General features: G+C 30.9%; 13 protein-coding genes. 4 read left to right on the top strand and 9 right to left on the bottom strand.

From position 1 onward, the window contains the following. On the bottom strand, positions 1–1,008 hold a 1,008-nt coding region (locus ABY863_RS02905; protein ID WP_372792760.1), incomplete at its 3' end, for a phage integrase SAM-like domain-containing protein. Positions 1,009–1,341: 333 nt separating this feature from the next. On the opposite strand from ABY863_RS02905, the gene ABY863_RS02900 reads away from it, so the two are divergent. Continuing rightward, a complete protein-coding gene (locus ABY863_RS02900; RefSeq protein WP_372792759.1) occupies positions 1,342–2,043 on the top strand; it encodes a sulfite exporter TauE/SafE family protein in 702 nt (233 codons plus the stop codon). A gap of 6 nt (positions 2,044–2,049) precedes the next feature. Here the strand turns inward: ABY863_RS02900 and hypE are convergent, their stop codons facing one another. The 7 genes from hypE to ABY863_RS02865 all read right to left on the bottom strand — a co-directional run bounded on the left by hypE (position 2,050) and on the right by ABY863_RS02865 (position 10,689). Further along, entirely contained in the window at positions 2,050–3,075 is a 1,026-nt protein-coding gene (hypE, locus tag ABY863_RS02895; RefSeq protein ID WP_372792758.1) for a hydrogenase expression/formation protein HypE, read from the bottom strand. A gap of 3 nt (positions 3,076–3,078) precedes the next feature. Continuing rightward, on the bottom strand, positions 3,079–4,170 hold the full coding sequence (gene hypD / locus ABY863_RS02890; protein ID WP_372792757.1) for a hydrogenase formation protein HypD: 1,092 nt from the start codon (positions 4,168–4,170) through the stop codon (positions 3,079–3,081). A 3-nt stretch (positions 4,171–4,173) separates the two neighbouring features. After that, complete coding sequence (hypF, locus tag ABY863_RS02885) at positions 4,174–6,429, bottom strand: carbamoyltransferase HypF (protein WP_372792756.1); 2,256 nt, start codon at positions 6,427–6,429, stop codon at positions 4,174–4,176. 31 nt (positions 6,430–6,460) lie between these two features. Beyond that, complete coding sequence (locus tag ABY863_RS02880; protein ID WP_372792755.1) at positions 6,461–6,994, bottom strand: hydrogenase maturation protease; 534 nt, start codon at positions 6,992–6,994, stop codon at positions 6,461–6,463. Positions 6,995–7,077: 83 nt separating this feature from the next. Next, positions 7,078–7,806, bottom strand: a complete 729-nt coding sequence (gene cybH / locus ABY863_RS02875; protein WP_372792754.1) for a Ni/Fe-hydrogenase, b-type cytochrome subunit — start codon at positions 7,804–7,806, stop codon at positions 7,078–7,080. 10 nt (positions 7,807–7,816) lie between these two features. Further along, entirely contained in the window at positions 7,817–9,553 is a 1,737-nt protein-coding gene (locus tag ABY863_RS02870; protein WP_372792753.1) for a nickel-dependent hydrogenase large subunit, read from the bottom strand. Positions 9,554–9,564: 11 nt separating this feature from the next. Next, positions 9,565–10,689, bottom strand: a complete 1,125-nt coding sequence (locus tag ABY863_RS02865) for a hydrogenase small subunit (protein ID WP_372792752.1) — start codon at positions 10,687–10,689, stop codon at positions 9,565–9,567. Between the two features lie 242 nt (positions 10,690–10,931). Between ABY863_RS02865 and ABY863_RS02860 the strand changes: the two genes are divergently transcribed. From ABY863_RS02860 to ABY863_RS02850, 3 genes are all read left to right on the top strand, one after another. Beyond that, the gene (locus ABY863_RS02860; protein ID WP_372792751.1) at positions 10,932–11,273 is read left to right on the top strand and encodes a hydrogenase maturation nickel metallochaperone HypA; all 342 of its coding nucleotides are present in this window, start codon (positions 10,932–10,934) and stop codon (positions 11,271–11,273) included. 11 nt (positions 11,274–11,284) lie between these two features. Continuing rightward, positions 11,285–12,118 (top strand): hydrogenase nickel incorporation protein HypB, encoded by an 834-nt coding sequence (gene hypB, locus ABY863_RS02855; protein WP_372792750.1) that lies wholly within the window; start codon positions 11,285–11,287, stop codon positions 12,116–12,118. A gap of 68 nt (positions 12,119–12,186) precedes the next feature. After that, positions 12,187–12,447 carry a HypC/HybG/HupF family hydrogenase formation chaperone gene (locus ABY863_RS02850; RefSeq protein WP_372792749.1) on the top strand — a complete coding sequence of 87 codons (261 nt, stop codon included), beginning with the start codon at positions 12,187–12,189 and terminating at the stop codon, positions 12,445–12,447. Here the strand turns inward: ABY863_RS02850 and ABY863_RS02845 are convergent. Then, positions 12,444–14,507: a gliding motility protein RemB gene (locus ABY863_RS02845; protein ID WP_372792748.1), complete on the bottom strand. Its 2,064-nt coding sequence runs from the start codon at positions 14,505–14,507 to the stop codon at positions 12,444–12,446. The two genes, ABY863_RS02850 and ABY863_RS02845, sit on opposite strands and share 4 nt — an antisense overlap. Positions 14,508–14,509 lie beyond the last annotated feature (2 nt).

The following is a 14,509-nucleotide window of genomic DNA, read 5'->3' as shown; positions in this document are numbered from 1 at the left end:
TGTAATAGTTGTAGGAGTATTTATTTCAACTTCTTTACAACATTCTTTTATATATTCATTAAACTTCTGACTCGAAATAACTGGTAAAGGTTCGTAAATTGTATCTTGATATTTTTCTAAAATAGATTTTGAATATTGGTTCAGTGGTACTTTATGTCCAATTGTTTTAGTTTTTACAATATTCAACATTAAATGATCTTCAAAAATATTAGATGGTCTTAATTGCGATAAGTCGCTGAATCTCAGACCGCTAAAACACCCAAAGCAATAAACATCACGCACATGACTTAATCTGTCAGATTCAAAATCAAATTTATAGAGACTCATCAATTCATCCATTGTTAAAAATATAACCTCTGTTTCATCTTCTTTAGCTTTAAATTTCTGAAAACTTAAGTTCGCATGATACTCTTTCTCATAAGTCCAATTCATAAATGTTTTTATGGTTGCAATAAGATTAGAGAAGTAATTGTTTTTAGTATTCTTGACATCAAAAGAATAAATCCTGAATTTTTCAAAAAAATCAAAATCTATATCTTCAAAATTTAAAGAAGTATCAAAGTAATCCATAAAACCTTGAATATAGTTTTTGGTTGTAACATATGATTTAATTGTACGCTCTGCTCTAATGCTTTTATTTTTATCAATAAATTCCTGAAAGCAAGTCATAAAATCAAATGTTAAATATACTTCCTCCTTTGATTCAATTTTTTTTAGCAGATAATCTTCAGTAGGATTAATATTATTTAAAAGAATAAATCTAAAAATCTCTTTAACTCTTGAATCTAAACCCTCAATAATCTTATTAAACTCAATATGATAATTGTATTCTTCTGATTTTAAAGGAGCTTTTACTCTTTGATTTTTCTTTATCCAATCCTTTTCTTTAACTTTTACATTTGGAACAACTTTTCTAATTCGTATACCATTATGGACAACTACCATCCTAACTGGCATCAATCCTAGTTTATCTATCTTGTCCTTTCTTAAATTAAATGAAACTTTCATAATGACTCAAATATACAAAAGTATATTTAACAGGGGACTAAATAGGGGGTGAAATAATTAAATAAATTAATAAAAGTAGATTTAAATTTATAACATAAACATAATGGAATAAGTATCAATGAGTTAAATTTGAATAAAACTGATAAAACAATCAAGGTACTCCCGCCTCTTGTACTAAAGCCGTTGATAATCGTTTGATTATCAACGGTTTTTTTTTGGTTTTACTCTTTTTTTAGTTAAGTTCCACCTTCTTTAATTCACTAAAATTTCTATTGCTAAAATGCATTAATTCATCTAAAAATTGTAAATTTAATTTTTAAAGCATCAATTTATATGGAGTTAGCCTTTCCTTTATTTGCTGGTATTATTGCTGCTGTATTGCATGTGATTTCTGGACCAGATCATTTAGCTGCTGTAACACCATTTGCTATTGAAAGTAAAAAGAAAGCATGGAAAGTTGGGCTCTTTTGGGGAATTGGTCATTTATTAGGAATGCTTTCCATCGGTGTATTATTTTTACTTTTCAAAGATTTAATTCCTATTGAAAAAATATCTAAACACAGTGAACAATTTGTAGGTGTTATACTGATTTTATTAGGAATCTGGATTTTTGTTCGGATTTTTAAAGAAGAAAAACATCATAAACATATACATGTACATAGTAAAGAGAGTCAAGTAATTCATAAGCATGAACACGTCCATAATTTAGAAAAAAAACATGAGCATAACCACCCTAAATTAAAACAAGGTATCATCGCTTCTTTATCTGTTGGGTTTGTTCATGGTTTGGCTGGTGTAGCTCATTTTTTGTTATTTCTGCCTGTTATTGGATTTGTTTCAATTATAGATTCAACAAAATATATTGTTGGTTTTGGACTAGGTACATTAATAGCAATGATTTCTTTTGCTTTTGTAATAGGAAATATTCCAACATTTTCAAAACAAGATCATAATGACACCTTTTTTAAAGGGATTAGATTAGCAAGCGGATTGTTTGCTTTTATTTTGGGTATTTATTGGATTGTAGCGAACTAATTTCAACTAACAAATTCTTGGCAGTTGCTCTCCAACCAACGGACTTACAATCCGTTTTCCGCCAATTAAACTTTGCATCACCACTTTATTGGGATGTTCATTTGTAATTTCACCTATTAAAGCTGCATTTTTTCCTTTTTTATGATTTCTCATTAAGGTTAAAACTTGAGCTTCAATACTTGGGTCAACTACTACTAAAAAAACACCTTCATTTGCAACATACATAGGATCTAAACCTAACATTTCACAAGCAGCAGCAACTTGTTTTTCTAATGGAATAAATTCTTCTTTTAAAAATACTCCTTTTGAAATATCATTGGCTATTTCATGTAAAACAGTTCCTAAACCACCTCGAGTTGGGTCTCTAAATAATTTTATTTTATTTCCAAATTCGTCTAACAAATCCTTTACTAAAAAATTTAAATTGGTTGAATCACTTTCAATAGTAGATTCAAATTGCAACCCTTCACGTTCACTCATAATAGCCATTCCGTGTTGGGCAATAAATCCGTTTACTATAATTTTATCTCCTCCTTTTATGTTATGAACTGATATATTGGCCTTCGGATGCACTTCTCCAAAACCTGTGGTATTGATAAAAATTTTATCACCTTTTCCTCTTTCAACAACTTTGGTGTCGCCAGTAATTATCAAAACACCACTTTCATCAGCTGCTTTTTTTATGGATTGTACAATTTTTATAAATTCTGAAACTTTTAGTCCTTCTTCAATAATAAAAGCCAATGATAAATACTTTGGAATGGCACCGCACATAGCAACATCATTTACAGTTCCATGAACAGCTAAACTACCAATATTTCCACCTTTAAAAAAAATAGGAGTGATTACAAAACTATCGGTTGAAATTGCAATCTTACTATTAAAATTCACAATTGAACCATCGTGTTTTTGATCTAAAAACGGATTGCTAAAAGTTTTAAAAATAATTTTATCCAATAAATTTCGGGTAAGTTCACCTCCACTTCCATGTCCTAAATTAATAGTTTCAAATCCAATATCTTCTATATTCATTTTTTAGTTTATTAAATTAGTTGAAAAATGATAATATGCTGCGCATGCACCTTCTGATGAAACCATAGGTGCCCCTAACGGATTAGCTGGTTTGCATGTTTTACCAAACTGGTCACACTGATTTGGTTTTTTTATGCCTCTTAAAATTTCACCTGCAATACAACTAGCATTTTCAAGTACTTTTATATAACTGATATTGAATTTTGCTTCGGCATCATATTTTCTATAAGCATCTTTAATAACATAACCGCTATTTGGAATTTCACCAATGCCACGCCATTCTCTATTGCCAACTTTAAATACTTTTTGAATTACCTCAATGGCTGCTTTATTTCCATGTTCTTTTACTACACGTGAATATTGATTTTCTAATTTATATTGTCCTTCTTCTAACTGTCTCACAGCCATATAAATACCCTGAACCAAATCTAATGGTTCAAAACCTGTGACAACTATTGGAATTTTATATTTCTCAACTAAAGGATAATATTCTTTTATTCCCATAATGGCGCATACATGACCAGCCGCTAAAAAAGCATCAATACTGCACAATTCATCATCTAAAATAGCTTCCATTGCTGGTGGAACTAACACGTGTGAGGCTAAAATTGAATAATTATTAACTCCTTCTTTTTCGGCATGCAAAACAGATAACGCGTTGGCAGGAGTTGTAGTTTCAAAACCAACAGCAAAAAAAACGACCTCTTTTTTTGGATTTTGTTTGGCTATTGAAACGGCTTCAATAGGTGAGTATAATATTCTTAAATCACCTCCAAGTGCTTTTGCTTCTAGCAAGCTTTTTTTACTTCCTGGCACCCTAATCATATCTCCAAATGAACATACAATTACGCCTTGTTCTAATAATTCTATGGCTTTATCAATTAAATTAAGTGGCGTTACACAAACCGGACAGCCAGGCCCATGAATCATTCTTACTTTTTCAGGAAGTAATTCTAAAATACCATTTTTTACCAAACTATGAGTTTGACCTCCACAAATTTCCATAATATTCCATACTTGCGTAGTGATTTTATGAATTTGATCTAAAACCTTTTTAGTGGCCTCAAAATTTCGGTATTCACTTAGGTACTTCATACTTTAATTTTTTATGTTTAAATAGTATATGAGTTGTCCAAAAGAAATATTTTCGTCATTTGGAGATAATTCTTTATGAAAATACAGTTTCATTTCCCTTGGCGCTAATTCTAGTAACATATCAACCAATGTTGTGTTTTGAAAAACACCTCCGCTTACTGCAATATGCTTGTAATTATTAATTTTTGCCACTTCAATAATTATATTGGCCAATGTAAATAAGAAATTTACAACAATGGTTTCTTTCAACACTCCGTTTTTAAAATCTACAGCTATATTTTTTATAATTTCTTTGGAAGAAATTCTAGTTTTAATAGTTTTTAAATAACTTTTACAAGCTTTTAAATCATAGTCAAGTATTATATTTTCCAGTAAAATTGCGGCTTCGCCTTCATATGAATTAAAATCCGTAATATTTAATAATGAAGCAACAGCATCAAATAACCTCCCTACTGAAGAAGTTTTTAATTTATTTTCATTCTTTAAATATTGATAGGTTTTTACTTCGTTTGAAGTGAATTTTTCAGTTAAAATAGTTTCCATTTCTTCTGAAGCTAACGAGAGTAAAGAAAGTCTTGGTTCTTTAGACATTTTATCACCCAACAACCAATCAAAATATTCAAAATGATTGATTCTCTCCATTTTATTAGCTTCATAATTGAAAAATTCTCCACCCCAAATTTGTTCATCATCACCAAAACCAGTACCGTCAAAAACAACTCCTAAAACTTTTTCATTAAAAAGATTATGTTCACCCAAAATAGCTGAAAAATGCGCTTTGTGATGCTGAATTTTAACTAATTTTACATTCGTTTTTTCAGCAAATTCTTTACCATATTGTGAACTGTGATATAATGGATGTTTGTCAATTAAAAAAACTTCTGGCTGTTGTTCAAATATTTTTATGAATGAGTTTACTTCAAAAGTAAACCTATTGTAAACATCATAATTTTTAAGATTCCCTAAATACTGACTCACGTATAAATAATTGTTTGGATAAAAGGCGATGCTACTTTTTAAATCTGCTCCCATTGCTATTATTTTTTCATCAGAATTTATATTGATATTCAAATAATTTGGAGCGTAACCACGTGAACGACGAAATAATACTTCTTTTTGAAACCTGCTACTAAACTTAACAACTGAATCATCTTGTGGATGCATGATTTGTAAATTATGCTGCAAAAAATAATCAGCAATATTATTTAATTTCTCTAAAGCATCTTTGTTTTTACTGATAATTGGCGAGCCATGAATATTACCACTTGTAGCAATTATTGGGAAATTTAATTGATTTGCCAATAGCTGTAAAATTCCGGTATAAGGCAACATAACACCCAATTGATTTAAACTTGGAGCAACCGAATTTTTAGCAAGCTTTCCTATATAATTTTTGGACGAAATAATTGTGATTGGTCTTTCAGTTGAACTGAGTGATTTTGTTTCCTTTTCACTTAAATCAAATTCTTTTTTAAGCTGTTTTAATGAAGGAAACAAAACGGCAAATGGTTTATTTGGTCTATTTTTTAATGTTCGAAGTTTGGAAATAACTGTTTCATCATCAGCATTACAACATAGCAAATAGCCACTTGTGTTTTTAATGGCTATAATGTTTCCTTCTAAAAGTAAATTTGCAACTGTTTTAAATATATTTTCTTTTGACGTTTTAATAATTTTTCCTTCAGAAGTAATTAAATTTAATTCAATTCCACAAGTTAAACAGGTGTTTGTTTGTGAATGAAATCTTCTATCTATAGGTGAAATATATTCTTTTTTACATTCATCACACATTGGAAAATTATCAATGCTTGTGTTAATTCTTTCAAACGGAAATGTTTGAGTTATTGCCCAACGGGGACCACAATTAACACAAGTTGTAAACGCATAATTAAATCTATGGTTTTCTGAATTTTCAATATCCTTTTTACAATCTTCACAAATAGCAAAATCAGGCGTTAATGGTAAATTCAAGTTTCCACTCTTTTTAGATTGAATAATTTTGAAATCTTCAAATTTTTGATATTCAATTGAAGTAATTGAATAATTTTTTATTCGAGAAATTGGTGGTGGAAATTGTAATAACTTCGAATAAAAATCATGTATCGATTTTTCAAAACCAGTGACATAAATTACAACACCTTCTTCATTATTAGAAACGGTACCATTTAAGTAAAATTCTGAAGCTAAACTATAAACGTATGGTCGAAAACCTACACCTTGTACTTGCCCAGAAACTGTAATTTTATAGGTTTTAAACATTCAATTTATACATTTGAAAATCACTATAAATTTACACTTTTTTTAAGTGAAGTTCTTCAGAATGCATTAAAATATCTTGAATAAGTAAAGGAATTGACTCCTTTACTTTTGGGTTTAATTCAAGTGTCATAGGTACTATTTCCTCAATAGAAACTGTGAATAAATGAATATCGGGCACATTTTCCATTAAATATACCGCTTCAATCATATCTTTTAAACCAACATCATGTACGCTTAATGCTGAAGGGAAATCGGAAGCAAATTTTGGACGAATTAATGAAATTGTTCCAGCTGGTTTTCCATCCATTGTGGCATCAATAAAAATAATGGTTTTATAAGCTTCAAAACAATTCAATAATAAAAACCCACCTGTTCCACCATCTAAAATATCAACATATTCAGGTAATTTATATTTTACCATTTCTTGAATAACCTGAACACCAATTCCTTCATCACCCATTAAATAATTTCCAACTCCCATCACTAAAATATTATTGGATTTATCTTTTTCGAAAAAATATGAATCACTGCTAATGGCTACTGGAGGTCTTTCTGATGCACTCATAGATATGGTATTAAAAAAAATAAATTCATTCAAAGGTTTAATTTATAACAATTGAATGAATTTATTTTAAATATTTATGTTAATTATTTTTCTACTTTATCTTTTTTAGATTGTTTTTCGTGTTTTAAAAAACGATCAGTTCGTACAAATTTATAGCCACCAAACATTGATGAAACTTCACCTCTACCTTCTAACCAATCGTGATAAAAAACTAAATAAATATGTACCAAACTAAAGAAAATAAATATCCACATGGTAATATGGTGTATGGTTCTTACTATAAAATCGCCACCGAAAAATGGGCTAACCCAAGTAAATAATTTTGGCAACCACCAACCTGAAGTATCTGCATATAGCGCAAAACCTGTAAAAACTTGAATTAACGCCATTAAAAATAATACTACATAAGAAAATGATGCAACACTGTTATGGCCAATACTTATGTTTTTTACATCTGGATGATCTTCATTCAACAGCATAATATCAATTTTCATTACATGCCAAAAATTATTCCACATTTTTCTGCTAAATGGCCAAAATGCTCTCCAACTAGAAAATTGGTTACCAACAAAAGACCAATATATTCTTAAAATCATATTAAAAAAGAAAATATAGGCAGCTCCAAAATGTATAAAACGCACAATTCCAAAAGAATGCAAATTAGTTGCTTCTGCACTTGATTGTAATGCTGGTGGATTGGCTATTATAAATCCAGTTAAGGTTAGTACTATAATTGTGAGCACATTTATCCAATGAAATAATCTAACGGAAAGTTCCCAAACCATTACTCGTTTAAAATTTCGATCTCTCATAACTTAAGTTTTAACTATCACAACTTGCTATGTTTTGAACTTGTGAAATATGATTTCCATGTTCATCATATAAATGAACTGCACACGCTAAACAAGGATCAAATGAATGAATTGTTCGTATTATTTCCAATGGTAAATTAGGATCGGCAACTGGTGTACCAATTAAAGCTTCTTCATATGCAGAACGTTGTCCCTTTGGATCACGAGGTGAAGCATTCCAAGTAGAAGGAACTACTAATTGATAATTTTCTGTTTTCTCATCTTTAATTTTTATCCAATGTGCTAATGCGCCTCTTGGAGCTTCACAAAAACCAACGCCTTTTGCTTCTTTTGGCCAAGATGATGGTTCCCAACTGTCTGTGTTTGCCATACGTTCATCACCATTTTTAATGTTTGTCATTAAAGTATCAAAGAATTCTAATGTCCAGTTAGCCACTAATTGTGTTTCAATTCCACGAGCAGCCGTTCTTCCTAATGTTGAGAATAAAGCAGCTACAGGAACATTTAAATGAGACAATGCGCCATTTACAGCACCTTGAATTTCTTCATTACCTCTTCCATACCCCACTAATAAACGAGCAAGTGGACCAACTTCCATAGGCATTCCTTTCCAACGCGGCGTTTTAATAAAGCTATATGCTTCTTCAACATTTAAATGTTCGTAAGGTGGTTTAGGTCCAGTATATTTAATATTTGTTTCGCCTTCCCAAGGATGTCTTCCTTTATCTTTACCTTCCGCATAATTATCATACCAAGAATTGTTTACAAACTCTTCTATTTCTTCTGTACTTCTATGATCTACATCATGTACTTTAGATAAATCATTATTCAAAATAATTCCTTGTTGGAATTTAAAACTCGATAAATCGGCATATCCATTAGTAGGGAAATCTCCATAAGACATGTAGTTTCCAATTCCTTTACCAATTCCTCCCCAATCTTTATAGAATGAAGCAATTGCTAATAAATCTGGGATATAAACTTTATCTATAAATTCTTTACCTTCTTTTAATAATTTTTCAACGTGCATTAAACGTTCGACATTTAAACCACCGGCACCATCTGAATTTATGGCACAAGCCATACCTCCAACTAAGTAGTTTGGATGTGGATTTTTACCTCCAAATATGGTATGAACTTTCACTATCTCTTTTTGCCATTCTAACGCTTCTAAATAATGCGCAACGGCTAACAAGTTAACTTCAGCAGGTAATTTCATTTGAGAATGTCCCCAATAACCGTTTGCGAAAATTCCTAATTGTCCGCTTTCAACAAATTTTTGAACTCGCTTTTGTACATCTGAAAAATAGCCAGTTGAGCTTTTTGGCCAACTGGAAATACTTTGTGCTATTTCAGAAGTTTTCTTTGGGTCAGCTTTTAAAGCGTTTACAATATCAACCCAATCCAGTGCATGTAAATGATAGAAATGTACTGCGTGGTCATGCATATATAAAGCACCTTCCATAATATTACGCACCATTTCGGCATTTGGAGGTATAGCAATTCCTAAAGCATCTTCAACAGCTCTTACTGATGTTAGTGCGTGCACCGTTGTACAAACACCACAAGTACGCTGTACGAAAGCCCAAACGTCTCTAGGGTCTCGTCCTTTAACAATGCTTTCAATACCTCTAACCATGGTACTTGAACTAAAGGCATCTACGATAACACCATCTTTAATTTCTGCTTCTATTCTTAAATGACCTTCAATTCGTGTAATTGGGTCAACTACTATTCTATTTGCCATTGTTATACATTTTAAGAATCAATATCTTGTTCATTTTTTTTGTCGCTTTTTATTCTTTTCATGAGTTGTTTTCTTTTAGAAATATTTGCTCCAATAGCATGCAAAGCAATACCACCAGCTAAAACACCTGCAGCAACTTTACCCACAGTATCTGCATTGCTTTCAACTGCAAACCCAGGTATTTTTGTTGTTCTTTCATAAAAAGGTCCATTGTCCCAAAATTCTTCTTCACTACAACCAATACATCCATGACCAGATTGAATTGGGAAACTTACACCATTATTCCATTTCATACTTGCACAAGCATTGTAAGTCATAGGTCCTTTACAACCTAATTTATATAAACAATATCCTTTTTTAGCATTGTCATCATCAAATGTTTCAGCAAACAAACCTGCATCATAATAAGGTCTTCTGTAACACGTATCATGTACACGTTTTCCATAGAATGCTTTTGGCCTTCCTAAACGATCTAATTCTGGTAAACGACCAAATGCAACAACGTGCATAATTACACCAGCCATAACTTCTCCAATTGGAGGACAACCAGGAACTCTAATTATAGGTTTATTTTTTACTATTTTATGAATTGGAGTCGCTTCTGTTGGATTTGGTTTTGCAGCTTGTACACATCCGTTTGATGCACAACTTCCCCAAGCAATTATTGCTTTCGCCCCAGCTGCGGCTTCTAAAAATGTCTCTTTGGCAGATTTTCCTGCAATACAACAGTAATTACCATCATCTCCAAGTGGTATAGAACCTTCAACACACAAAATGTATTCACCATAATATTTTTTCATGGTTTCAGCTTTTGCAGCTTCTGCCTGATGGCCTGATGCAGCCATTAATGTTAAAGAATAATCTAATGATATGCGGTCTAAAATAATGTCAGCTACTATTGGATGATTTGATCTAATAAAAGATTCGCTACAACACGTGCATTCTTGATAATGCTCCCAAATAACTGGCAACCGAGGTGTGTTTTCCAATGATTGAGCTATTTGACCAACCATTGAATTTTCAAGTCCCATAAAAGCAGCCATGTAGGTAGAAAATTTCATAAAATCTCTACGGCTATAACCTTGTTTTATGATGGTTTCGTAGTAGGTGTTTCGTTTTTCATTATTAGCAGACATAATTAAAAAATTTAGAAATAAAAGAGAATCTTACATTGAAATATTTTCACTTAAAAAAGCATGTATCTAATTTAGTAAAATATTCAATGTAAATTACACTAACACCCTAATTTAGAACGTTTTAAAATAAGACAAAACAATCCCTAGTAGTAACAATTTGTTACAGGTGATTTTTACTGATCATTATAATATGTTTTCTTTTTATATATTTTGTAACTTTGAGAGTAAATCCTTTAATACCCATGCACGAACTATCCATAGCCTTAGGAATTGTGAAAATCGCAGAAGATGAGACTGCAAAAGCGAAGGCTAAAAAGGTAACAAAAATTGAATTAGAAATTGGTGTTCTAGCAGGTGTGGAAATTGATTCATTGAATTTTGTTTGGAGTTCTGCCGTACAAGATACAGTGCTTGAAAATGCTGAAAAGGAAATCTTAATTATTGAAGGAAAAGGAAAATGTATAGATTGTGATACTGAATTTGAGATGGATAATATTTATGATTGTTGCCCTGAATGTGGAAGTAATTTTAAAGGCATTTTAAAAGGAAAAGAATTAAGAGTTAAGGCAATAGAAGTAATTTAAAACCTAAAAATATGTGTGGAACTTGTGGCTGTGGATCTGAAAGTAAAGGTCCTACAATTTTAAAACCTGGAGAAGAAAAGCATGAACATTCTCATGAAGAACATACTCATGAGCATTCTCACGAAGGTCACCATCATGATGGACATTCACATACACACGATCATTCTCATGACCACAATCATAAAGTTTTAAAAATTGAACAAGATATTTTACAAAATAATCAGGTTTTAGCGGCAAGAAACAGAGGTTATTTTGAAGCAAAAAAAATATTTGCACTAAACTTAGTTAGTTCACCTGGTTCAGGGAAAACGTCTATTTTAGAGCGAACTCTAGCCGATTTAAAAGCTAAAATACCCTTTTATGTAATTGAAGGCGATCAGCAAACAATGAATGATGCCAATAGAATTGACGCATTAAATATTCCGGTTGTTCAAATAAATACAGGGAAAGGTTGCCATTTAGAAAGTGATATGGTGTACAATGCCGTTAAAAAATTGGAAATAAAAGATAATTCCATATTGATGATTGAAAATGTTGGGAATTTAGTTTGTCCTTCAATGTTTGATTTAGGAGAAAGTAAACGCGTTGTTATTATTAGTACCACAGAAGGAGAAGACAAGCCAATTAAATATCCTGATATGTTCTATACTTCTAATATTTGCATTATCAATAAAATAGATTTGTTGCCTTATGTAAATATTGATGTTCAAAAACTGAAAGATTACGCTTTAAAGGTAAATCCAAATTTGAAATTTTTTGAAGTTTCAGCAAGAACAGGTGAAGGGATGGAAGCTTGGTATAACTGGTTGAAAGATCAAAGTGAAAGTTTAAAGGCTAAAGCTTAAAGTTTGCTAAAAAAATATTTGAAATGTACTAACTACCAGATACCAATTACTAAAAACCAACAACCATTATGTGTTTATCAATTCCCGGAAAATTAATAGAAATCACATCTCAATTAGATGAAACTTTTAGAGTTGGAAAAGTATCGTTTGATGGCATAATTAAAGAAGTAAGTTTAACTTTAGTTCCTGAAGCTAATGTGGGAGATTATGTGCTGGTTCATGTTGGTGCAGCAATTTCTACCATTGATGAAGAAGAAGCAAAAAAAACTTTTGATATTCTTATGCAACTTGATGAGCTAAATGAATTAGATACTAATGACTCTGATTAAAAATCGAAATTCCAATTAAATAAATCCGTTTTTAAACCAAACGAAATCCAAGTTGAATTCGATTTATCAAATACACCTGTTGGTGCATCAGGATTAAAATCTCTAAATGTTAACCCTCCAAATAATTTTAAATTAGTTGCGGGATTTACCAAATAACCTACTTGTAAATTACCAATAAATATATTAGCTGTATTTCCCTGACCAATTTCATTTCCGTAATCTGATGCTCTATTGTCATTGTCTTCAAAAACATTTCCTCCATAACTAAAAGTATCAGTTCCATTATTAAAATCAAACCCTTTTTTACCTAAAATTATTTTTGCGTTTGCAAACCATCGGTCTTTTGTAAACCTTGCAATACCAATAACTTCTTTAAAATTTGAACCCCATAAATGTGCTAAAGGCTGGTTATTATGTCCATAATTTAAATTTAACTCGTCATGAGAATATGTGTAAGGCCTCACTGCATTATACTCTGCTTGCAGATATAGATTTTCAATATGAAATGCGTTGTAATACTTTACCCCAAGTTGAATTCCATATTTATTGGCCCACCAACCATTACTACTTGTAATTTCACCCGCTCTAAATTCATCTAATATCAATTGAGAATAAAGGCTAAAATCTTTTAACTTATATTTTAAACTAAGTCCAAGTAACGTGTTACCTGCTCTTGATCCTGTAGAAAATTCTACGGCAGTATAAAAAATAAGCGGATTTAAATAATTCACATCAAAACCTCTATTATTTGTATCTTCCCAAATTACCGTTTCAAACAATCCTATATTTAGTTTCTTAGTTGCATTCCAACTTAAATAATGAATAGCCATAAATTTTTGTTTGTATGCCCCATCAACCGTTAATTCTGGTCTAACATCTTGCATCCACATCCAAAGATTGGTGTATCTAATTTTCCAGAAATTGGTGTTAATTTTGAAAAAAGGATATGGTGAAGCAACATCTGATAAGAATAAAGACCGATAACCATCTCCTATAAAATTTTTACCATTTCCAAACTGAAAATTAAACGTTTTATTTGGGGTATAAGATAAATAAGCTTCTGCTACTGGATAATCATAGGCGTCTGAATTAAATTCTTTTGCAATTCCTCTACCTGGAATAATTGCAGGATTTCCACCATCAGGTTTTATGGATTCAGCATATTGATTCACATAATTAGCAAATCGTCCTTGACTTTCATAAAAACTGGTTGAAAAATTAAAATTTTTCCCTAATCCTCCATTAATATGTACAGATCTTGTATTGTTAAACGTTTTTATACCCTCACTATCTTTTCCTAATTGTAAATCTACCCCAGGATCTACCGTAAACCAAAAATCGTTGCCCTTTACAAAAGCCATATGCTCATTCAATAATTTCTTGCCAAACCAAGTTGTTTTGGGTTTTATCAATTTATTTTTCTGTGCATCTAAATCAATATATTTTTCTACTTCAGAATATACATATGGTTTTACTGCTGTATGTGAATTGTTCACCTGATTTAAATAATAATCATATGAACTATATTCTGCATGCGTAAAAGGGATATTTAATTCACTTTTATGTTCAGGGAATAAGGTGTTTTTAGTGACTACATCTAACAATTCTTCTCTCTGTTGAATTGTTTCAACTTTAACTTCCTTTTTTACAATTTCTTCATTCACAATATTTTCTAAAGGAATTGATAAAGGAAATACAAATTGCATTTCAATTGGATGATTGTTATATTTTGCGGGCGTTATTTTTGGAAATTTAGTAAAAACTCGTTCTATTTCTTCTTTTAATTCTTTATATGGAGAATTGACATAAATAACATTAAAATTACCTGAAGTATTTACCAAAAAAACAATATTAATAGTTCCAATAAAATTTTCTTGTTGAATGTTTTCTGGAACTTTTATTTCTGCTAATATCAAATTTTTAACTTGATTCTTGAAACAAAAAGGTATTTCAGAAACATTTAAAGAGTCACATTCTTTAAAAATAGGATACTTTTCTATTTGCGAAAAAACAGAAATTGACAAAAAAAGGAAAATAAAACTGGAAACTATTTTTTTCATAC

It is taken from the genome of Lutibacter sp. (genome assembly GCF_041562875.1).
In the GTDB taxonomy this organism is placed as follows: domain Bacteria; phylum Bacteroidota; class Bacteroidia; order Flavobacteriales; family Flavobacteriaceae; genus Lutibacter.
This window is presented reverse-complemented; position numbering and strand designations above follow the sequence as displayed.

Excerpts from the sequence above, each read along its gene's own strand:
- ABY863_RS02900 (WP_372792759.1), top strand. The coding sequence starts at position 1,342 with ATGGAGTTAGCCTTTCCTTTATTTGCTGGTATTATTGCTGCTGTATTG.
- hypE (WP_372792758.1), bottom strand. The coding sequence starts at position 3,075 with ATGAATATAGAAGATATTGGATTTGAAACTATTAATTTAGGACATGGA.
- hypD (WP_372792757.1), bottom strand. The coding sequence starts at position 4,170 with ATGAAGTACCTAAGTGAATACCGAAATTTTGAGGCCACTAAAAAGGTT.
- hypF (WP_372792756.1), bottom strand. The coding sequence starts at position 6,429 with ATGTTTAAAACCTATAAAATTACAGTTTCTGGGCAAGTACAAGGTGTA.
- ABY863_RS02880 (WP_372792755.1), bottom strand. The coding sequence starts at position 6,994 with ATGAGTGCATCAGAAAGACCTCCAGTAGCCATTAGCAGTGATTCATAT.
- cybH (WP_372792754.1), bottom strand. The coding sequence starts at position 7,806 with ATGAGAGATCGAAATTTTAAACGAGTAATGGTTTGGGAACTTTCCGTT.
- ABY863_RS02870 (WP_372792753.1), bottom strand. The coding sequence starts at position 9,553 with ATGGCAAATAGAATAGTAGTTGACCCAATTACACGAATTGAAGGTCAT.
- ABY863_RS02865 (WP_372792752.1), bottom strand. The coding sequence starts at position 10,689 with ATGTCTGCTAATAATGAAAAACGAAACACCTACTACGAAACCATCATA.
- ABY863_RS02860 (WP_372792751.1), top strand. The coding sequence starts at position 10,932 with ATGCACGAACTATCCATAGCCTTAGGAATTGTGAAAATCGCAGAAGAT.
- hypB (WP_372792750.1), top strand. The coding sequence starts at position 11,285 with ATGTGTGGAACTTGTGGCTGTGGATCTGAAAGTAAAGGTCCTACAATT.
- ABY863_RS02850 (WP_372792749.1), top strand. The coding sequence starts at position 12,187 with ATGTGTTTATCAATTCCCGGAAAATTAATAGAAATCACATCTCAATTA.
- ABY863_RS02845 (WP_372792748.1), bottom strand. The coding sequence starts at position 14,507 with ATGAAAAAAATAGTTTCCAGTTTTATTTTCCTTTTTTTGTCAATTTCT.